Here is a 23,310-nt window from a genome sequence, read left to right on the forward strand (position 1 = left end):
TATGGCAAAAAATTACAAAGGTAATCATGACTCAATTTCACATATTTCACTTGCACTTGCAACTAGTGAAGATGTTCGAAACTGAAGTAATGGTGAAGTAACAAAACCTGAAACTATTAACTATAAAAGTTACAAACCAGAACGCCACGGATTATTTGATGAATTAATTTTCGGACCAATGATTGACTTCCGTTGTCCAATCTGTGGTCACAAATACAAAAAAATTAATGAAGGACAAAACTGTTCAAAAACTGACTTGTGTAAACTAGAAAAACCAGTCATCTTGCAAAAAATGGCTCGTCGTAACCACATGGGTCACATTGAACTATCCGCTCCTGTTGTTCACTTTTGATACTACAAAGTTGACCACTCAATTTTGGCAAAATTGTTAGGTTTAAGAGTTGAAAATACTAGTGAATATGTTCGTCGTGCGGATTATGAAAACTTAATTTACTACAAATCACACATTGTTTTAGAATCAGACGGACTGAAAAGCCTACCAAAAAACAAAATCATTGAAGTTAATAACGCTGGACCTATCTACCGTGATGCTTTACAAGAATTAGCATATCGTTTTGAAGAAGGTAGTGAAGAACGTTTAGATATTGAAGAAGCAATCGAAAACTTGATTGAAAAAGGGGAATCAAAAATCGGTCAAGACTATGGGATTGACTTCTATGAATTCAATGACATTATTCAAGAGTACTCAAATGCTAAAATCGCTACCGGTTCAAAAGCTATTGAGTATTTACTAAAAAACATTAATCTAGAACAAGAACAAAGTGAAGTTGAAGCAGCAATTAGAGAAATCAATCACGAAGAATACACAAATGGAGTAATTTCTTCAACTCAAAAAACTAATCGTGAAAAACTTTACAAACGTTTACAAGTAATTAATTCATTCATTGAAAGTGGTCAATCACCAACCTCAATGTTGATTTACAATCTACCAGTTATCCCTGTTGACTTGCGTCCATTGATTCAATTAGATGGAGGACGTCACTCAACTAGTGACGTTAACGAACTATATCGTCGTATTATCATCAGAAATAACCGTTTAAAACAATGAATTGAAAAAGAAGCACCTAACTTGATTATCCAAAACGAATTACGGATGATTCAAGAAGCAGTTGATGCTTTAATTGACAATGCTCGTCGTAGCCCGAGCCCAGTCCTTTCAAAAGATAACCGTCCATTTAAGTCAATTAGTGATGCGCTAACTGGTAAAAAAGGACGTTTTAGACAAAACTTGTTGGGAAAACGTGTTGACTACTCGGGTCGTAGTGTTATTGTTGTTGGTCCGAATCTAAAAATGCACCAATGTGGTATCCCACGTGAAATGGCTGCGAAACTATTTGAACCATGAATTATTAACGTTTTAATTGGAAAAGAAATCGCTTCAACCATTAAACAAGCCAAAAAAATGATTGAAGATCAAAACCCAGTAATCTGACCACATGTTGCTGAAGTAATTAAAGGAAGATTAGTGCTTCTTAACCGGGCACCAACCCTTCACCGTCTAAGTATTCAAGCATTTGAGCCAGTTTTAGTTCGGGGGAAAGCTATTAGATTACACCCACTAGTATGTACTGCCTTCAATGCTGACTTCGACGGGGACCAAATGGCTGTCCATGTTCCAGTTAGTGATGAAGCATTACTAGAAGCTCGTGAACTAATGCTTGCTAATAAAAACATTCTAGGTCCTAAAGATGGAGAACCTATCATCAACCCTTCACAAGATATGATTTTAGGTCTTTACTACTTAACTTTAGAAAAGCCAGGATCTAAAGGAGAAGGAAGAATTTTCCGTGACTTTGAACACATGATGCGTGCTTATGAAGCTAAAAGAGTAGACTTACATGCTCGTGTTGCTATGCCAATCGAGGCAATTAAGGATAAATCTGAATCAATTTATAATCCTGAAGACAAATACATCATTTCTTCAGTTGGAAAATTCATCTTTAACTCAGTATTCCCACGCTCATTCCCATTCATTCACCACGCTGATTTTGGAACAACAAATGAAGAAATCAAACAAAACTCAAGACGTTTTGTTCTAAGAAGTGGTCAAGATATTGAAAGTTACATTAAATATGAGTTAGGAATTCAAAAAGCATTTACCAAGAAAAACATTGCCAAAATTGTTCGTTTAGTATTCGATCGTTATGTTTCAGTTGTTTCAATTAAAGATATTGCAACAGTGATTGATAAATTAACTCCTGAAAATTACAAACAAACCTTATCAGAATACATTCAATTGCTAGATTACAATGGTAAAAACATTAATGCTTTACACGCTAATGAATTAGCACAACTAACAGAAAAACACTTTGAACACTGCTTTAATAAAGCAAAAACAGACGCAAACGGTAACTACTACAGCTATTTATCAAGTGCTGAAAAAGCTCGCATTTTAGATGGTGTTTGATTTGATTACACAAACAAAGTAGCTTCAATTCTAGACAAAATTAAAGCTCTAGGATTTGAGTACTCAACAAAGAGTGGTATTAGTATTGCTATTAGTGACATCATCGGAACTGACAAAAAATCGGATTTCATTGATGAAGGAGATAAATATATCAACGAACTAAAAGAATTCTATAACTCTGGAGAATTAACTGATGATGACCGTTATAACTTAACTATCCGTAAATGAACAGAAGTTAAGGATAAAATTCAAGGTCAACTAAGTGAAGTTATTAAACAAAATACTTACAACCCAGTTATTATGATGATTGACTCAGGGGCTCGGGGAACAATTAATAACTACGTTCAATTAGCAGGTATGCGGGGACTAATGGCAAACAATACCAAAACCCTAAAAGCCGATGCTAAAAACGACCGGGTAGTTCGTTCAACTGTTGAAGTTCCTGTTAAATCTTCATTCCTTGAAGGACTAACAGCATACGAATTCTATTCATCAACTCACGGGGCTCGTAAAGGACTAACCGATACTGCTCTTAACACCTCAAAATCTGGATATCTAACCCGTCGTTTAGTTGACGTTGCACAAAACATTGTTGTTAAAGAAGAAGACTGCGGATCAGATTACGGATTCTTAATTAGAGACATTACTGACACAAAAACAAAGCAAACAATCGTGTCAATGTTAGACCGTATTGAAGGTCGTTTCTCTAACCAAGATGTTTATGATAATAACAACAAATTATTAATTGCTAAAAACCAACTTATTACTCCAGCTGATGTAGCTAAATTACGTAAAGCTGAAATTAAAGAAATTGAAATTCGTTCAATTTTTGGATGTAATACACGTAATGGGGTATGTAAACACTGTTTTGGAAAAGACTTAGCAACAAACCGTCTTGTAAACATCGGAGAAGCAGTTGGAATTATTGCTGCTCAAAGTATCGGGGAACCAGGAACTCAGCTAACTATGCGTACCTTCCACTCTGGAGGGGTTGCTGGGGTTGAAGATATTACTGGTGGATTTACCCGTCTAACTGAATTAATCGATGCTTATGAACAACCTTGAGGAACTCCAGCTGTTATTTCTCCTGTTGAAGGACAAGTAGTTGGAATTGAAACTCAAGAAGGAAAAGAAGGACACTATCTAGTTAAAATTGAATACACTAACAGTAACAAAGAATCACAAATTCTTACTCAACACGTTGAAACTAAGAAAAAACTACGTGTTGAAGTTGGTGACAATGTTCGTATCGGGCAAAAAATCTCAGAAGGTCCAATTATTCTTAAAGACTTACTACAAATTGCCGATGCTCATGCCGTACAGAATTACTTGCTAAAAGAAATTCAAAGAATTTACCGTTCACAAGGAATTGCAATTAGTGATAAATATATCGAAATCATTGTTCGTCAAATGATGTCTAAAGTTGTAATTACTGATCCAGGAGATTCTAAATTCTTTGCTGGAGCAATTGTTGACATTTTTGACTACCAAAGTGAAAGTGGAAAATTATTATCACAAAACAAACGTCCTCCATATGGAAATATCATCATTAAAGGAGCAAAACAAACTCCTTTACTAAGTGATTCATTCTTAGCAGCTGCTTCATACCAAGAAACTACAAAGATTTTAGTTCATGCAGCAATTTCTAACCAAGTAGATCCATTAGAAGGACTAAAAGAAAACATCATTGTTGGTAAGAAAATTCCTGCTGGAACAAACTTCTTACTAGTAGAAGAAAACTCAAAATACAACATTCGTTCATTTGCTAGCTATTTCAAAAACGATGACGAAATGAATTTAGATTTACAAACAGTAAATAAAGATTTAGAAGAAGAATTAACTCAAATTCACCAAGAAAGAGAAATTGAAAATATTTATGAATATTTCGATGATTCAAGTACTGATGAAGATAGCTATGAAATCGATGAAGAATAATTAAATAGCCCAATTTTTGGGCTGTTTTTTTTATCTTTTCTGTCCCCAAACATCAAAGCACTAAAAAGCAAAACATTTTAAACTTGTCTAAGACTGAAAAAGTACTCAAAATAAGCATTTTTTTGGATTTTAAAAATTCAGCAAAATCTCATTTTTATATTGACTAAAAACCTTTAAAAGTTGAATAATGTATAATTATTTAACAATGAATACAAATTACGAATCAAAAGACTTAAAAGTACTTAGAGGTTTAGAACCAGTCAGAAAAAGACCAGGAATGTATATTGGTTCTACAGATATCAATGGACTACATCACTTAGTTTGAGAAATTATTGATAACTCAATTGACGAGGCTTTAGCGGGTTTTGCGACCGAAATTACCGTTACTCTTCATAAAGATCAATCAATCAGTGTTGAAGATAATGGAAGAGGAATTCCTGTTGATTATCGTGAAGAGTTCAAAAAGACTGGAGTTGAGTTGGTTTTCACAGAACTTCATGCCGGAGGAAAATTTGACGACTCAGTCTATAAAACCAGTGGAGGACTACACGGAGTAGGTTCAACTGTAGTTAATGCCCTTAGTTCACGCTTGGTTGCAACCATTTATAAAAACAAAAATATTTATCAAACTGAATTTAAACAAGACGAAATAGTTCAAAGAACAAAAATCATTGGCCCAACCACAAAACAAGGAACCCTTGTTCATTTTTGACCTGATCCTACAATTTTCAAAAAAGTTAAGTTTAATCCCCAAACAATCATTGAAAAAATTCGTGAATCGTGTTTTTTGATTTCAAAATTACAAATTACGTTCATTGATGAAAATACTGAAACCAGTGAAACTTTTAAATATGAGGATGGTTTAAAAGAATATGTTCGCTTTGTTAATGAAAACAAAGACTTAATAACTGACATCATCTTTTTTAAATCACAATTTAAAGGAATTGACGTTGAAATTGCTATCCAATATACTGATAGCTACTCGGAAACTATTGTTTCATTTGTTAATAACATTAAAACTAAAGATGGAGGAACCCACGAAACTGCTTTCAAAACTGCATTAACTAAAACAATTAACGAATATGCACAAGAAAAAGGTTTTGCTAAAGGTAAAACTAGTTATGATGGAAGTGATGTTCGTGAAGGTTTAACGGCAATTATTAGTCTAAAAGTTCCTGAAGCTATTTTGGAATTCGTGGGACAAACTAAAGATAAATTAGGAACTCCAGAAGGACGTGAAGCAGTAGATGAAGCATTAAGTTCTAATTTAAAAATTTTCCTAAACGAAAATAAGCAAGAATCAGAAAAAATTCTTAACAAAATCAAGAAAGCATTCGACGCCAGAACTGCTGCCCGTAACGCTCGTAATGAAGTAAGAAAAGTAAAAGATAAATTACAAAACAAAAAGATTATCAGCGGAAAATTAACTCCTGCCCAATCAAAAAATTCGACTGAAAAAGAACTGTTCTTAGTCGAAGGAGATTCGGCTGGTGGGAGTGCTAAACAAGGTCGTGATGCTAAAATTCAAGCTATTTTGCCACTAAAAGGTAAAGTTGTTAACTCAGAAAAAGAAAAATTACTTGACATTCTAAAAAATGAAGAACTAGCCACAATAATTAACATTTTAGGAGCTGGAATTGGAGAAGATTTTAATCTTAAAAATCTTCAATATAACAAAATAATCATTATGACTGACGCCGACACTGATGGAGCACATATCCAAATTCTTTTACTCACATTCTTCTTTAGACACATGAAACCATTAATTGAAAATGGTCATGTCTACATCGCTTTGCCGCCTTTATACAAAATTAGTGGAAAATCTAAAACATACGATCCAGTAACTTATGCCTGAAGTGATGAAGAATTGCGTCAAATACTAGCTGAATTTTCTTCTTATACAGTGCAACGCTATAAAGGGTTAGGGGAAATGAATGCCGATCAGTTATGGGAAACTACTATGAATCCAAAAACAAGAACTTTAATTCAAGTAAGTTTAGAAGATGTAGTTTTAGCTGAAAAAAGAGTTTCAACTTTTATGGGTAAAAATGCTGAAGCAAGAAAACGCTGAATTGAAAATAACATTGACTTTTCTCTAGAAGATGACTATAAAATCGATTAAGGAGTTTTATGGCTAAAAATCGTGATGAAATTATTGAAAAAATCATCAATGAAAGCTTAGACATCATCATGTCTAATGGTTTTAATCGTTATTCAAAATATGTTATTCAACAAAGAGCATTGCCCGATGCAAGAGACGGATTAAAACCAGTTCAAAGAAGAATTCTTTATTCAATGTGAGAAATGTCACTAACAAATGACAAACCTTTCAAAAAATCAGCCAGAGTAGTAGGAGATGTTATTGGTCGTTTTCATCCACACGGAGATAGTTCAATTTATGAAGCACTAATCAGGATGTCACAAGAGTGAAAAATGGCTTTACCATTAATTGAAATGCATGGTAATAAAGGTTCGATTGATGATGATCCAGCCGCTGCTATGCGTTATACTGAAACAAGACTGGAAAAAATCGCCAATCCTTTAATGGGCGAAATCGATAAAAAAATTGTTTCTTTTGCACCTAACTTTGATGACACTGAATATGAACCAACTGTTTTGCCGACTTATTTTCCTAATTTACTAGCCAACGGAGCTAAAGGAATTGCTGAAGGGTATGCAACCGAAATACCGCCTCACAATTTAAATGAATTACTTGATGCTTGTGTCAAAATCATTCAAAATCCACACATTTCAAATGAAAAATTGTTACAAATCATTCAAGGTCCTGATTTTCCAACTGGTGGAATTATTAGTGATATTGATGGCTTCAAAGAAGCATTTGAAACCGGAAAAGGAAGAGTTGAAATTTATGCTAAACATCGTTTAGTTTATGACAAAAATAATAATGTTGAAGCAATTGAAATTCTAGAAATTCCTTATGGAGTAGTTAAGGTTGAATTAATTAAGCAAATTGATAATCTTATTTTTAATAAAACTATCAATGGAATCAAAGAAGTTCGTGACCAGTCTTCAAGAAATGGAATCAGTATCTATATTGAGTTAGAAACCGAATCAAATGCACAAGCAATTCTTAACTATTTGTTTGAAAAGACTGATCTTAAAAAATATTTCAATTACAACATGGTGGCAATTTGCGATAATGCGCCAAAACTTTTAGGTATTAGACAACTTCTTGATATCTTCTTAAAACACTTATTTAGCTGTAAAACAGACGCTTTAAAATATGATTTTGAAAAAATTTCGCGCCGTCTAGAAATTGTTGAAGGATTGATTAGAGTTAGTGAAATAAGTGATGCAGTAATCAAGCTGATTCGTGAGTCAGACAACAGCAAAAAAGGTGTAATTGAAGCCTTGATGCGTGAGTTTAAATTTACTGAATTACAAGCAACAGCTATTGCCGAATTGCGTTTATATAAATTGTCTAGAATGGATCAATTAGAGTATCAAAAAGAACGCCAGGAACTTCAAGAACAAATTAATCGCCTAGACTTACTTCTAACTAATGAGCAAGAATTCAAAAAATTCTTAATTGATCTTTTACACGACATTAAGAAAACATATGCTTTACCACGAAGAAGTGAAATTTCGCATGTCAAGATTGAAACAGAAATAAACACAAAAGCACTGGCAAAAAATGAAGATTTCTATGTTTTTGTATCAAATGATGGTTATATAAAACGTTTAAGCAGCAAAATTTTTAATGCTAACTCTTTTGATACTTACAATTTAAAAGAAAACGATTTTGTTATTTTTGGACAAGAAATTAACTCACTATCACAATTATTATTTTTCACATCACAAGGTAATTATTTTGTTATCAATGGTTTCGACCTAAAAGAAAACGGTTGAAAAGAACTGGGTACCCATGCAAGTGACTATGCTCGTTTAGAAGGCAGTGAAAAAATTGTTGCTATTTATAATCTCAAAAATGCCCGTCAAAATAATAATGTTTTACTAGTTTCAAAATATGGAGTAGCAAAGCAAATTAACCTTGAAGAATTGAGTCAACAAACTAATCGTAAATTCCTTGCTATCAAACTAAAAGATGAAAGTGATGAATTAGTTGCAGCTCAAATTGTGAGTCCACAAAGCAATATTTTTGTCTTGCTTTCCGACGGACTATACCAATATTTTGAAAATAGTCAAATACCTCTATATAGTCTTAAAGCAAGTGGAGTGCAAATGACTAAACTAAACGATAATTATGTTGCCAAAGTGCTAGTAATGAACGAAAATGACAAGTTATTGTTATCAACTTCACAAGGACAATTCAAAAAAGCATTGGCTAAAAATATTGTTGATGTTAAAAGAGTCAATGTACCAAAAGTTTTCTACTACATCCTAAAAAACAAACCAATTGTAATTCAAGATATTGCTACTTATGAATCAGGAATTGAGTTCTGGTACACATCGCAAGAAAATAAATTGCAAAGATGATTAGTTGAAGATATTCCCGCTTCACAGCCAAAAGAAAGTTTTGGTGCTGTCAAAATTAATGATTTAAACGTTGGTAGATTTATTAAAAATGTATTTATTAGTCCAGATAAAAATTCCAAAACTAAAATTCTTGATGAATCTGAAAATGATAATTTAGATGTAGATGTTATGGAAACATTCATTTTTGATGAGCCTTTATCAAGTGAAGAAATAGCAAGTGAACAAAAAGAAGAAAACGAGCCAAAACACCAAAAATCAAATCAGGATAATGTCGGAATAATAGATTGATTTAATGTTGATGCCTTAATTGAAAAAGCCAACAATCTCGAAAAAAACAACAAAAAAAATTAGTATAATTTTTAAATAAATTAACAACATTAGGAGGGAAAATGCGTATTGAAATCAGACAAAGAAACAAAGTTAGAGCTGAAAAAAGAGCTAAAAAACTAGCTAAAGAACGTGCTCGTGACCAAAGAAGAGCTGCACGTGCTGCTAAAAATAAATAGATAAATGCACACTACAAAAATTGATCTAAGTAAGATATTTAAAGTTAATTGAATTAGTATCTTAGCTATCAACATCAGCTTGTTTTTTATATTAATATTCGAACCAATGGCTGTTTTGGGAATTTTTGCACCAATAATCGCAATTTTTGCGTACTCGGTGTTAGGTTCATTTCTAGCCTTTGAAACACTAAAAGTGAAAAAATCTACCGTTTGAAGAAAAACGGAATCACTTATCGCTAATTTATTCTTAGTATTTTTAATTAGCTTTTTTGTTATCAAACTTGTTAACTTAGTATTACAAGCCATACTTTTTGACAAACTAGATAAATGACTTTTAGCAACACAAATTTTTAGTACCTTTGCTTTTGTCGTAATGATCTTAGTATTGGCAATTTTGATTTGATACTTTGTTAAAAAAGTGCGCGAAAATCGTCGTCCAACAGTTTGAGATGTAACAGATAAGTTAAAAATCATCGATCTTATTTACTATCCAACTACATTCTTGATGTTATTCTTAGCCGTAATCTTGAAACCAATAATGTTTTTTACTAATGGTTTTTGATTATCATATCAGATTGTAATTTTACCAGTTTTGTTAAGTTTAATTGTTGCTAATAATGTTTGATACGCAATAGTAAATTACAAAAATTTTCATTCAAAGAATAAATCAAAATTGGATGTAAAAACCTTTTTAAAATAGGCACAAAAAGCCTATTTTTTTATATCCTGGCTAGTTTATAAACTAGCGTTTTAATCTATAATTAAAAGAATATGGAGAAAGCAATGAAAAACAAGACATTTTACATTACAACACCTATTTATTATCCTAATGGAAATTTACATATCGGTCATTTTTACACAACAACGATTGCTAAAACCTTGGCAAATTACAAAAAAATGCAAGGATATGACACATTTTTTGTAACTGGTATCGATGAACACGGTCAAAAAATTCAAAAAAGTGCTCAAGCTCAAGGTATTGAGCCTCAAGCCTTTGTTGATTTACAAGCTGAACAATTCAAAAAGTTATGAAAAGATAGTCAAATCGAATACGATTTTTTCTCAAGAACTACTGCCCCAAATCACCAAAACGCAATTCGTAAGATTTTTGCAAAAATGCTAGAAAAAGGTTTAATACGTTTAGGAAAATATAAAGGGTTATATTCAATAAGTGATGAAGAATACCTTACACCTTCACAAGCACTTGAAATTGATGGTAAATTCTATCACCCATCTTCAAAACATGAATTAGTTGAAATCGAAGAAGAAACTTACTTTTTTGAAATGTCAAAATTCAGTACTTGAATCGAGGCTTTTTACCAAGAAAATCCTAACTTTATGACTTCAAATAAGGTTAAAAATGAACTTTTAAATAATTTCATTCAAAAAGGTTTAGAAGACTTGAGCGTAACAAGAATTACTTTTGATTGAGGAATAAGTGTTGTTACTCCTTCACAGTTTAAACACGTTATCTATGTGTGATTAGATGCTTTATTTAACTATTTAACTGCACTTGGATATTTAACAGATGATGAGACAAACTATGTTAAATACTGACAAAACGGTAATGAAATTGTCCATGTTGTAGGTAAAGAAATTACTCGTTTTCACTGCATTTATTGACCTATCTTTTTGAAAAGTTTAGATTTAAGATTGCCAACTTGCATCTTGACTCATGGTTGAATTGTTACTCCTGAAGGAAAAATGTCAAAATCTAAAGGTAACACTGTAGATCCTTACTTTTTAATTGAAAACTATGGTGTCGAAGAAACAAAATATTTCTTCATGTCGCAAATTAATATCAATAACGATGGAGTGTTTGAACTAAACAACTTCATTAATACACTAAATGCTGATCTTGCTAACAACTTTGGTAACTTATTAAACCGTACAGTAGCAATGCTAAATCAGTCTTTTGACAATGGAATTGTTTACAAAAAGCAATCATTAGAGTCTATTGATTTAGAAATGTATGAACAAATTGCATCAAGTTTTGTTGAATACCAAGAACATTTTGATAATTTTGAGTCTGATAAAGCACTAAAAGCTGCAATTGCACTTTCAAAAGAATTGAATTTATATATTGACAAGACTACACCTTGAAAACTAAAAGACAATTTAGAACGTTTAAATGATGTGTTGTGTGTACTTTTAAATGGAGTGTATGCAGTTAATGTTATGTTAAGTGTTGTTTTAAACAATAAAAGTCAGAAAATCAACAAATTTTTAGCTCAGAACGAGTTAAGTTTTGAAAAAATATATGATTTTAGCAAGTTTGACAACAAAAAATGCTTAGTTAGCGAAATCTTATTCACTAGAATCAAAACTAACTAAGTTGTTGCTAGCAAGTCTAGCAACTTTTTTATTGCTTGTATACTCTTAAAAAGAGTATAACTTGTATAATATTAGTCATGATAAAAATTAAAGACTTGTATTATAAATATCCTGAAAGTGATTCTTTCGCTTTACAAGGAGTAAATTTAGAAATTAAAACTGGCCACTATGTGGGTATTTTAGGACACAATGGAAGTGGAAAGAGTACTCTTTCGAAACTAATAAGTGCAATTTATAAAGCTACTGAAGGTCAAATTTACATTGACGATATTTTGTACTCAAAAGAAAACTTGCAAAAGATTCGTTCAAAAATCGGAATTGTTTTTCAAAACCCAGACAACCAATTTATTGGAGCGACAGTTGAAGATGATATTGCTTTTGGTTTAGAAAACAAACTAGTTCCGCGTGAACAAATGAAAGAAAAGATTGAAAAATACACAACTTTGGTTTCAATGCAGGATAGTTTAGATCGTGAGCCACAAAATTTAAGTGGTGGACAAAAACAAAGAGTTGCCATTGCTTCAACTCTTGCTCTTGATCCTGATGTTATTATTTTTGACGAAGTAACTTCAATGCTTGATCCTAAAGGAAAACATGAAATTTTGGAAATTATTCATAATTTGCATCGTGAAACTAATAAAACTTTAATTTCTGTTACTCATGATATGGATGAAGCAATATTGTGTGATGAATTGTTAGTTTTTAGCGGTGGAAAACTAATTGCTTCAGGAAGTCCAAAAGATATCTTAAATAACAAAGAAATTGTGGAAATTGCAAAAATTGACTCACCTTTTATCTACAAGCTTAGTGAGTTAGTTGATGGCGTAGAACCAACTTATAACGAACAGGAGTTAATTGAAGCAATATGCAAATAAAAGTTGACAATATTTCAAAAGAATTTGATAAAAAATTACCTACTCGCATTCAAGTTTTAAAAGATATTAGCGTAGATATTTCTGAAGGTGAAATTATTTCTATCATCGGACATACAGGAAGTGGAAAAACTACTTTTATCGAACACCTTAATGCATTACTAATTCCAGATAGTGGAAAAATTACTTTTAAAGATGTTACAAGTCTTAAAAAATCAAAAAAGAATTTGTTTGCTAAATTTAGAAAAACAAAAACAAGTCCTGAACCAGAAGATGTTGAACTGGTAACAATGGATATTGAAATTGTTAATACTAAACGCAAAATTAAAAACATTAAAGCACTGAGAAAACAAGTTGGAGTAGTATTCCAATTTGCTGAATATCAATTATTCGAAAAAACTATTGAAAAAGATATTATTTTTGGCCCTGTTTCAATGGGTATGGATGTTAATAAAGCAAAAGAATTAGCGAAAAAATACATCAAAATTGTTGGACTGCCTGAAAGTTATTTGACTCGTTCACCTTTTAATTTAAGTGGTGGACAAAAACGTCGTGTTGCCCTTGCTGGAATTTTGGCAATGGAACCGAAATTCTTAATTCTTGATGAACCAACTGCTGGACTAGATCCAGCTGGGGTTGAACAAATGTTGCAACTTTTCTATGACTTACATGTTAAAGAAAACAAAACAATCATTATTGTTACTCATGATTTAGATAATGCTTTACGTTGAACTAAAAGAACCATTTTGTTTAAGAATGGTGAAATTATTCGTGATGGTGACACCTACAGCATTCTAAATGATGAACAATGTTTAGTTGAAAACAATTTGCGTTCAACACAATTGCTAACTTTTGTTCGTAAATTAGAACAAAGAGGAGTAAGAGTTGGAAAAGTAACTAATGTTAATGAATTAGCTCAAGCAATTAACAACTGAAAACAAAGACAAAGACAATTGAAAGGAGAATAAATGAATGCCATTATAGGAAAATATGTCAATCTTAATACTCCTATCCACAAAATGGATCCGAGATTGAAATTTATTGCAAACATTTTATTCATCATTTTATTCTTCTTAGTCGATCATTTTGTTACTCTTGGGATTTTGTTAGTTTTCATTGCTTGTGCTTATTTACTGGCTACTCATTCAGTACGCTCATTAATTAAAAAGATTCGTTTACCAATTTATATCGGTCTAGTCTTAGCGCTAATCAACTTTTTTACCATTAAAGGGGCAGGTATAAATTATGTTCCTTTGAGTGGTGAGAGTAATGTTGATGCTTATGTAAATTACAATGGTTTGATTTTGGTAAATGACACATATTGAGCACCAGGCGGACCTAATAGTGCTTTCCAAATTACTCGTTTCTCACTAATGCGAGCAGCAAGTATCACAGCAAGAATTTATGGAATCATTCTTTCAACTACAATCCTAACTTTTACAACTAAACCAGTTCTACTTACAAAAGCAATTAATGACTTACTTTATCCTTTGAAGTTATTAAAATTTCCAAGTGAAATTATTACAATGATAATTAACATCGCTTTACGTTTTATTCCTACTTTATTAGATGAAGCGGGCAGAATCATGAAAGCTCAATCTTCACGGGGAGTTGACTTTAAAAACGGAAGAACAAAAGAGAAAATTAAGTCAATGTTAACCTTAATTATTCCTTTATTCGTTTCTTCTTTTGCCAAAGCAAACGACTTGAGTGATGCGATGACAGTTAGAGGTTATAATCCTTACCAAAAAAGAACACACTATCGTTTGATTAAACCAGTTTGAATTGACTTTTTAGCAGTTGTAATTTTAATGGGTATTTCAACTATGGTTATTTTCTTCCAAGTACAGTCGCAATCATTACCACATTGATGATTACAAACTTTTGTTAAGGTATAATGATGACAAAAAAAGAAAAAGATATTCGCCTGGAAATATTAGAATTACAACAACAAATTCAAATTTGAAACAACGCCTATTTTGATAATGATGATCCATTAGTAAGCGATGCTGAGTATGATGTTGCTTTAGTTAAACTTAAAGAACTGGAAACTCAGTTCGCTTATTTATTAACTGAACAGGAACTAAAAAACAGTCCCACAAATCGCATTGGGGCTTCAGTATCAAATGCTTTTGCTAAATTTCAGCATGCAAAACCTATGCTTTCATTGCAAAAAGCGTATGAAAAAGATGAACTAAAGCGTTGAATTGAAAATGTTGAAAAGGCTAATTCGCAATCAACTTTTTTCATTGAACCTAAAATTGATGGTCTCTCGATTTCTTTACATTATGAAAATGGAAAATTAATTCGAGCAGTAACTCGTGGAGATGGAACAGTTGGTGAAGATGTTACTCACAATTTATTGGTAAACGAAGAAATTCCTTTACAAATTGATTACTTACAGCCATTAGAAGTTCGTGGTGAAGTTTATTTAAAACTTTCACAATTCGAACAAATCAATAAACAATTAGCACAAGAAAACAAGAAGCTTCTTGTTAACCCCAGAAATGGGGCAAGTGGAACACTGCGTCAATTAGATAGTCAAATTACGAAACAAAGAAAATTATCAGTATATTGTTATGCTATAAACGACGCAACCAAGCATAATCTTTATACCATTGATGAAGTTCGTGATTTTTTACACACACACAACTTTCCAGTCACAAAAGAAGGTAAAAAAGTTTACAATCTGGAAGAAATTTTGACTTGGATTAATGAATTTAAAGAAGTCAAAAAGACTTTAGACTATGAAACTGATGGTGTAGTTATAAAGGTAAATGAGTTTAATGTGTATGACTTATTGGGTCAAACTCAAAAATTCCCTCGCTGAGCGATTGCTTTTAAGTATGAACCTGATGTTGCTACAACTGTTATTTTAGATATTTTTACTACAGTAGGAAGAACTGGTTTTATTACCTATAATGCTAAACTTGAACCAGTCTTTTTATCAGGATCGACTATCAGTGCTGCAACTTTACATAATTATGATTACATTAATAAGTTAAAAATTGACATTGGTGATTTAGTTTATATTAAAAAAGCTGGCGAAATTATTCCTAAAGTCATTGGAACAGTGAAGCAAAAAGGTTCGACCAGTTACAAAAAACAAAAATATTGTCCTAAGTGTGGTTCACTGCTAGATGATAGCGAAACCTTAATTGATCAATTTTGTACTAATGATATGTGTCCTGAGGTTAGACTAAGAAAATTGATTCATTTTGCTTCAAAAGGAGCAATGAATATTGACTTTTTAGGTGAAAAAACAGTAGAAATGTTATTTAATAAAAATCTTGTTACTGATTACTATGATTTTTACTCTTTAAAAGATCATTACGATGAATTGATTCAAATTGAAGGATATGGGAAAAAGAGTGTTGACCAAATTCTAGCAAGTATCGAAAAGAGTTGCCAAAATTCTTTAGCAAGACTGTTACATGGTATTTCTATTAAACACATTGGTGAAAAAAATGCTTACTTTATTGCTTCGGAAGTGCAAAAATTCAGTAACTTTTTGACTTTTGATTTTGATAAGCTGATTAATTTTGATGAAATCGGGCAAAAAACGGTTGATTCGTTAAAGAATTTTGTTGCTAATGAAAAAAATGTTGCAATGGTTAACAATTTACTTGCCTGCGGACTAGATTTAGAACATCAAAAAAATATTAAGTCTTTAGAATTAGCAAATTTAGTTTTTGTTATTACTGGAACTTTAAGTCAAAGTAGGAAAGAAACTGAAAAAATGCTAATTAGTAGGGGTGCTAAAGTAACAAATACTGTAACAAAATCAACATCATATTTAGTCGTTGGTGAGAATCCGGGTTCTAAGTATGAAAAAGCTCAGCAATTAGGCACTAAAATCATTTCTGAACAAGATCTAATAAATGAATTTCTAAACTAATAAATTACTGATTTTAAGCAACCAGTTGGTTGCTTTTTTGTCATTTTTTTCAAAAAAAGAGGATCGCATAGCAACAAGACGTTGCTATTTTGCCGAACACAAAAACACTTAAAATGTAGTTTTTTTAACCTATAGGTTAATTTTTTTTGAAAAAAGTCAAAAAAATAGACCTTTTCCAAAAAAAAAAAAAAAAGTGTTAACTTTTTTGTGACTAATTTTTTACAAAAAATTAGCCTACAAAACTAGGAGTACACTATGGATAACAAGAAAGAAATAGAAAGAGCTGAATTACATAAAGCGATCTGAAAAATTGCCAATGACTTGCGTGGTCAAGTAGATGGATGAGAATTTAAAAACTTCGTATTAGGAACAATGTTTTATCGTTACATTTCAGAGCATATCACAAGCTGATGGAATGAAAATGAACAAGACAGCGATCCAAATTTTGATTATGCTAACTATGATGATAAACTTGCAGATGAAGAATTCAAAGAAGCATCTATTGAAGAAATTGGCTTTTACATAAAACCTTCGCATCTTTTTGCAAACGTTCGTAAAAACGAAAGACAAAATGAAAATTTAAATACCTTAATTGCAAACATTTTCAAAAGTATTGAAGATTCATCTAAAGGAACAAGTAGCGAAGAAGATTTCAAAGGTCTTTTTGATGATTTTGATGTTAACAACATTAAACTTGGTACAACAGTCGCAGAAAGAAATAACAAGATCATCAAGTTGTTAGATGGTATTGGAGACATGAGACTCGGAGAATTTTCAGAAAATACCATCGATGCATTTGGGGATGCATATGAATTTTTAATGGGAATGTATGCATCAGATGCAGGAAAAAGTGGTGGTGAATACTATACGCCACAAGAAGTTGGTCAACTTCTAGTAAAACTAGCAATCAAGAACAAAACGAAAATCAACAAAATATATGACATGTGTTGTGGTTCTGGTTCACTTTTATTACAAGCAATTAAATTGCTAGGTATTGACAAGGTTAATGGCTTCTACGGTCAAGAAGTTAATCCAACAACATATAACTTATGTAGAATCAATATGTTTTTACACAAAGTTCCATTCAATCAATTCCACATTGCATTAGGGGACACACTTAAAGGCTCAGTATTAAAAGATGAAGGCCCTTTTGATGTTATCGTGTCTAACCCTCCTTACTCACTTAAATGAGACGGAAATAAAGATATAACACTTATCCAGGATGAACGCTATGCCCCTGCTGGAGCACTTGCTCCGAGAATGTATGCAGACTTAGCTTTTGTAATGCATGCAATTCATTATTTATCTTCTGATGGAATAGCAGCAATAGTTTTATCGGTTGGAGTTTTGCATCGTGCTAGAGAAGAACAAAAAATCAGAAAATATTTAATAGAAAAAAACTTGGTTGATGCAATTATTCAATTGCCACAAAACTTATTTTTTGGAACATCTATTGCTACGTCAATCCTAGTATTGAATAAAGCCAAAAAAGATACCAACATCCAGTTTATTGATGCATCAAATGAATTTGTAAAGGTTAAAAATAATAACAAGTTAAGTCAAGAAAATATTGACAAAATTTTAAATACTTACTTAAATAAAGAAGTTACAAAACACTTTTCAAATATTGTTCCGCAATCTCAAGTTATAGATAAAAAGTACAATCTTTCAGTTTCTAATTATGTTGAACCAAAAGATACTAAAGAGCCAATCGATATACAAGTTTTGAACAAAGAAATAGCTGAAATTGTCGCTAAACAAGAAAAGTTGAGAGAAGAAATCAGCAAAATCATCGAAGAAATCGAAGGGTTTAATAACTAATGTTTGAAAAAGAGATAAATAAACTAATGTCATCTTGTACATTAAAAAAAGAGTTGCTCGAGAATATTTGTGTTTTTGGGAATAAAGGCAATATTGCAAAGAAAGATCTAAATAAAAATGGAAAATATAATGTTGTAAATTCGTCAATTGATTACTTTGGAAAAATCGACAAATTCAACAACTCGGGAGAATGAATTTCAATTACTTCGCATGGTGAAAACGCAGGGCACGTGAAATATTTAAACGAAAATTTTTATGCAGGAAAACTATGTTACATACTGAAAAGCAAAGATGAAAATTTGATATTAACTAAATTTCTTTATTACTATTTAAAAAATAATGAAAATGTAAAAGTAAGGACTAATGTAATCAAATCTTCTATTAAGTACATGAACTTTCAAAGTTTAATAAAAATTGAAATAGCCATACCTGTTGTGGAGGTACAAAAAAAGATTGTCGAGATTTTGGATACTTTTCAATCATCTACAGCGGAGCTGACAGCGGAGCTGACAGCGGAGCTGAATAAGAGATTAAAACAATATGATTACTATAGAGATTTACTATTATCTAATGATAATGGTGTTTTTAGTGTTGTAAATCAATACAATCTTGATGAAATCTGTGACTTTAAAAAAGGTAACATTGTTCGTTTATCGTCTTTAAAGACGGGAAATATTCCAATTGTTAGTGGTGGCAAAGAGGTTTCGGGATATACCGATAAATCCAATTTTGATGGTGAAACAATTGCGGTTGCTGCTTCAGGTTCAGCAGGTTATGTTTCTTGATGAAATGAACCAATATTTGTATCGGACGCATTCACTCTTAAAAACAAAAATAATGATGTTTTGAATTTGAAGTATTTATTTTATTGATTAAAGTCAAAGCAAGACATTATTTATTCGTTTAAGAAGGGTGTTGGTACACCACACGTCTATATAAGCGATGTTTCCAAAATGGTAATAACACTGCCACACATTGACAAACAAAACGAAATTGTTCGTTCATTGGACAACTTCTACACAATATGCAAAGATCTTAATATTGGACTTCCTGCCGAGCTTGAGGCTCGCAATAAACAATATGAATTCTACAGAGATAAATTGTTTGAATACATTGAAACAGGCAATATCAATGTAGATAACTTGAGAGAGAGAGAGAGAGAGAGGATCTAATTAGATTCATAGAGAACTTTGTTAGCTCAATATCATTCTTAAATGCTAAAAAAATATATTTACTCAAAGATGTTTCAACCATCAAAAAAGGGAAACAAATAAATAAAGTGCTTTTAAGTCCAATTAGAACTGACACATATTGTTATCCTGTGATGAATGGTGGTAAAAACCCATCCGGATATTGACATAATTTTAATGCTGAAAACGTTATTTCTATATGTGAAGGTGGAAGTGTTGGTTATTTAAGGATGATGAATGAAAAGTATTGGTCTGGCGGCCATAATTACGCAATATCAGTAGAAAATACTCAAAATTGGGTAAACATTGAATATTTATATTTTTATTTGAAACAAAATGAAACAAAACTAAAACGACTTGCAAATGGTGTGGGGATAAAAAACTTAAATTTTAGTGATTTACAAAATTTTATGGTTCACTTGCCAAACAAAAATATTCAAGATGAAATTGCTTCAAAACTAATAAGATTCGAAAGTCTTACTAATGGGATAACTGAAGGAATTCCACTACTAATTGAAAAAGTTGAACAACAATACGAATACTATCGAGATTTATTATTTAAAAAAATTGAGTAAAAAAACAAAAACTAGAAGGGTAATATGAATAATTCGCAACATATTTTCGAGACAAACAAAAATACTATTGTTGGTGAATATGAGCCAACAATAAATAACAAAAATAGATCTTTTTCAGAAGAATCTACTCTAGAAAATTTCTTGATTGAAATGCTTGAAAATCAAGGTTATGAATATGCTAGCGAAATTAAAAATGAAGAACAATTGCTAGCTAACCTAAGAAATCAGATTGAAAAGTTAAACAACACAAAATTTTCAGATCAAGAATGAAACATCCTAAAAAGAGATTATTTGTGTAAACCAAACGAAAGCATTGAAGATAAAACACAAAGAATTCAAAATGATTACTTATATACTCTCAAAAGAGACAATGATGAGTCTGAAAACATAAAAATCATTAATAAAAAAGACATTCACTCGAACTCTTTACAAGTAATCAATCAATTTAGAGCGGATTCTAAAATTCCAGGAAGAAAAAATCGTTATGATGTTACTATTTTAGTCAATGGTTTACCTTTAGTTCATATTGAACTGAAAAAAGCTGGTGTTAATATTGAAAATGCTTTCAATCAAATTGAACGCTACCAGGCTGAGTCTTTTGATGAAAGCGAAGGATTGTTCAATTATGTACAAATATTCATAATTTCTAATGGAACTTTAACCAAATATTACTCAAATACTACTCGAAAATATGCTATTGAACAGCGAAAACAAGCAACCAAAAAAGAAACTCGAAGCTCAAATAGTTTCAAATTTACAAATTACTGAGCCAATGTCAACAACAAATTACTAGAAGGTATTGAGGATTTTGCCAGAACCTTTTTAAGAAAGTCTGTTTTGTTAGAAGTTTTAACAAAATATTGTGTCTATACTGAAGATAAAAAGTTATTAGTGTTGCGTCCATACCAAATAGCTGCGGCTGAAGGAATTATCAACAAATTAAGACTAGTAGTTAATTATCCAGATAAATTTAAAGGAAACAAAAAAGGTGGTTATGTTTGACACACAACCGGTTCTGGTAAAACATTGACATCATTCAAGACTGCTCAGCTAGCAACACAAATTAGTGAACTTAAAAAGATTATTTTTGTTGTTGATAGAAAAGACCTTGATTATCAAACAATAAATGAATTTAATAAATTCCAGAAAGGCTCTGTAGCAAGTACAAGAAACACCAATATTTTGGCTGGTAAAATCACCAGCACCAAAGAAACTGATAGAGTAATTGTTACAACTATTCAAAAACTTTCTCGTTTTGTCAACAAAAATCACTCTAATTTAAGTATTTTTAATGAAAATGTTGTTTTCATCTTCAACGAGTGTCATCGTTCGCAATTTGGTAAGATGCATGCCCAAATTAAGAAGAAATTTAAAAATGCTATCATGTTTGGTTTTACTGGAACACCAATTTTGGATGAAAATTCAGCATCTGCTTCAAATAATTTAACGACTGAAGCACTTTTTGGTGAAAAGATACATTCATACACAATTATTGACGCAATCAGAGATGAAAATGTTTTGAAATTCAATGTTGAATATGCCAAAATTGAGCACAATTTACCCTTAAGTATCAGTGAAGAAGACATTTATATGCAATCTGGTTATATTTCAGCAGTTGTTAGTCATATATTAGATAATTTTGATAAAAAAACACTGCAAAATGAAAGTTATAATGCAGCAAAACTAACAAATATTAAACAATTGACAACAAGAAATGATGGTGCTAAACAAATGAGTGTTTCGGTACAACAAAATGGATTTAACTCAATTTTTGCTGTTTCAAGTATTGCACAACTAAAACTTTATTATGACGAATTAATTAAACAAATTGAAAAAAGACAAAGCAACATCAAAATTGCTGCTATCTACAGTAAAAGTGCTACCGATTCAGAAGAATATGAAGATATTGACGGAAATGACTTTGAAGCAGTTAATTCGCTTTCGGATTCTGATAAGAAATTCTTAACCAAAATTATCAACAATTACAATAATCATTTTGGTACAAATTACAGTATTGACGATGAAGGTTTTGCAAGTTACTACAAAGACATTTCATTAAGAACTAAAAACAAAGAAATTGACATTTTGCTAGTTGTTAATATGTTTTTAACTGGTTTTGATGCACCAACATTGAATACATTGTGAGTCGATAAGAATTTAAAACACCACAGCCTATTGCAAGCATTTAGTCGAACAAACAGAATTTATAACAATGTAAAAGATTCAGGTAATATTGTTTGTTATCGTGACCTAAAACAACAAGTTGATGAATCAATTAGACTGTTTAGTGATGAAGATACAGCATCAACTATTGTGTTGATGCGTACTTTCGAAGAATACAACAACGGTTATTACAATGATAAAGGCGAATATCAACCAGGTTTTAGTGAAATTCAAAATAACTTAAAGCAAAAATTTAATCCCAATGATCCATATGTTTTTGATAAGTTATTATCCTTTGAACCATTTAGAAATGATTTTTTACGCCAATATAACTCTTTTATCAAATTGAAAAATATAATTCAGAGATTTGATGAATTTAATGAAGAAAAACATGCCATTGTAACAAGTGACGAAAACCTTAAATACAAATCTTGATATTTAGAATTGCATGATCGTGCCAAAAATACTAGCAAAGATCATACACCAATTGAAATTCCGGAAGATATTGTTTGAAATATTGAAATCATTCGTCAAGATCAAATCACTGTGCTTTATGTTCTTAACTTAATTAACAAGTACAAACAAGCAAATAATTATATTTCATCAGAATATAGAGAAAAAATTATGAATGCGGTTAATTCTGCAATAGACACAAGACGTTTAGCTGATATTTTTGAAAAATTCATTGATATTTGTATTTCTAAAGAAGCCGACGAAGACGATATTGTTTCGCAATTCAAGAATTTTGCTATTTCTAACTATGAGCAAGAAAAAAATAATTTGATAACTAATAAAAAATTAAAACAAGATAAGATCGATGAAAAAATGGTCGATTTTTTCAAAGAAGCTAAAGTTAATTTGGAAGGTTCTTTAAATGATTTAACTGCTCAAAGAATTTCATCACGTGGTGATTCGAAAGCAAAGAGACAACAATGATTTGAAGAAATCCGTGAAGGAATTAATTATTTATTCAATAAATATTTTGTAATCAAAGATGACATCGTTGCTGAATATGAAAAGAGTCTTTCAAATTAAAGCAAAAGAATACTACCTAATTCAAAGGGCAGAAATTTAATTCTTGTCCTTTTATTTTCGATTATTAAATACGAAATTAGACCCAAGACAACTTA

General features: G+C 31.2%; 13 protein-coding genes. All 13 read left to right on the plus strand.

Annotated features, from left to right (window positions below; all coding sequences use genetic code 4):
- Window position 1 precedes the first annotated feature (1 nt).
- The 13 genes from ACWXVT_RS01860 (at window position 2) to ACWXVT_RS01920 (ending at window position 23,215) form a co-directional block, all read left to right on the plus strand.
- Window positions 2-4,363 (plus strand): DNA-directed RNA polymerase subunit beta', encoded by a 4,362-nt coding sequence (locus ACWXVT_RS01860; RefSeq protein WP_455967839.1) that lies wholly within the window; start codon window positions 2-4, stop codon window positions 4,361-4,363.
- Between the two features lie 187 nt (window positions 4,364-4,550).
- Window positions 4,551-6,485, plus strand: a complete 1,935-nt coding sequence (parE, locus tag ACWXVT_RS01865) for a DNA topoisomerase IV subunit B (protein WP_455967841.1) — start codon at window positions 4,551-4,553, stop codon at window positions 6,483-6,485.
- Between the two features lie 8 nt (window positions 6,486-6,493).
- Window positions 6,494-9,172 carry a DNA topoisomerase IV subunit A gene (gene parC / locus ACWXVT_RS01870; RefSeq protein WP_455967842.1) on the plus strand — a complete coding sequence of 893 codons (2,679 nt, stop codon included), beginning with the start codon at window positions 6,494-6,496 and terminating at the stop codon, window positions 9,170-9,172.
- Between the two features lie 261 nt (window positions 9,173-9,433).
- Window positions 9,434-10,027: a hypothetical protein gene (locus ACWXVT_RS01875; protein WP_455967843.1), complete on the plus strand. Its 594-nt coding sequence runs from the start codon at window positions 9,434-9,436 to the stop codon at window positions 10,025-10,027.
- An 83-nt stretch (window positions 10,028-10,110) separates the two neighbouring features.
- On the plus strand, window positions 10,111-11,661 hold the full coding sequence (gene metG / locus ACWXVT_RS01880; protein WP_455967845.1) for a methionine--tRNA ligase: 1,551 nt from the start codon (window positions 10,111-10,113) through the stop codon (window positions 11,659-11,661).
- A gap of 77 nt (window positions 11,662-11,738) precedes the next feature.
- Window positions 11,739-12,536 (plus strand): energy-coupling factor transporter ATPase, encoded by a 798-nt coding sequence (locus ACWXVT_RS01885; RefSeq protein WP_438341255.1) that lies wholly within the window; start codon window positions 11,739-11,741, stop codon window positions 12,534-12,536.
- Window positions 12,527-13,501: an energy-coupling factor transporter ATPase gene (locus ACWXVT_RS01890; protein WP_455967847.1), complete on the plus strand. Its 975-nt coding sequence runs from the start codon at window positions 12,527-12,529 to the stop codon at window positions 13,499-13,501. The genes ACWXVT_RS01885 and ACWXVT_RS01890 overlap by 10 nt, the downstream gene beginning before the upstream one ends.
- Window positions 13,502-14,431 (plus strand): CbiQ family ECF transporter T component, encoded by a 930-nt coding sequence (locus ACWXVT_RS01895; RefSeq protein WP_438341253.1) that lies wholly within the window; start codon window positions 13,502-13,504, stop codon window positions 14,429-14,431. It abuts the gene before it with no gap.
- 2 nt (window positions 14,432-14,433) lie between these two features.
- A complete protein-coding gene (gene ligA / locus ACWXVT_RS01900; RefSeq protein WP_455967849.1) occupies window positions 14,434-16,431 on the plus strand; it encodes an NAD-dependent DNA ligase LigA in 1,998 nt (665 codons plus the stop codon).
- A gap of 255 nt (window positions 16,432-16,686) precedes the next feature.
- The gene (locus ACWXVT_RS01905) at window positions 16,687-18,252 is read left to right on the plus strand and encodes a type I restriction-modification system subunit M (RefSeq protein ID WP_438341251.1); all 1,566 of its coding nucleotides are present in this window, start codon (window positions 16,687-16,689) and stop codon (window positions 18,250-18,252) included.
- Window positions 18,252-19,424 carry a restriction endonuclease subunit S gene (locus ACWXVT_RS01910; protein WP_455967851.1) on the plus strand — a complete coding sequence of 391 codons (1,173 nt, stop codon included), beginning with the start codon at window positions 18,252-18,254 and terminating at the stop codon, window positions 19,422-19,424. Before ACWXVT_RS01905 ends, ACWXVT_RS01910 begins: the two co-directional genes overlap by 1 nt.
- A 59-nt stretch (window positions 19,425-19,483) precedes the next feature.
- Window positions 19,484-20,017 (plus strand): restriction endonuclease subunit S, encoded by a 534-nt coding sequence (locus ACWXVT_RS01915; protein WP_455968058.1) that lies wholly within the window; start codon window positions 19,484-19,486, stop codon window positions 20,015-20,017.
- 24 nt (window positions 20,018-20,041) lie between these two features.
- Window positions 20,042-23,215, plus strand: coding sequence for a type I restriction endonuclease subunit R (locus tag ACWXVT_RS01920; RefSeq protein ID WP_455967852.1), 3,174 nt, complete (start codon window positions 20,042-20,044; stop codon window positions 23,213-23,215).
- Window positions 23,216-23,310 lie beyond the last annotated feature (95 nt).

It is taken from the genome of Mycoplasma sp. 1573 (genome assembly GCF_053851775.1).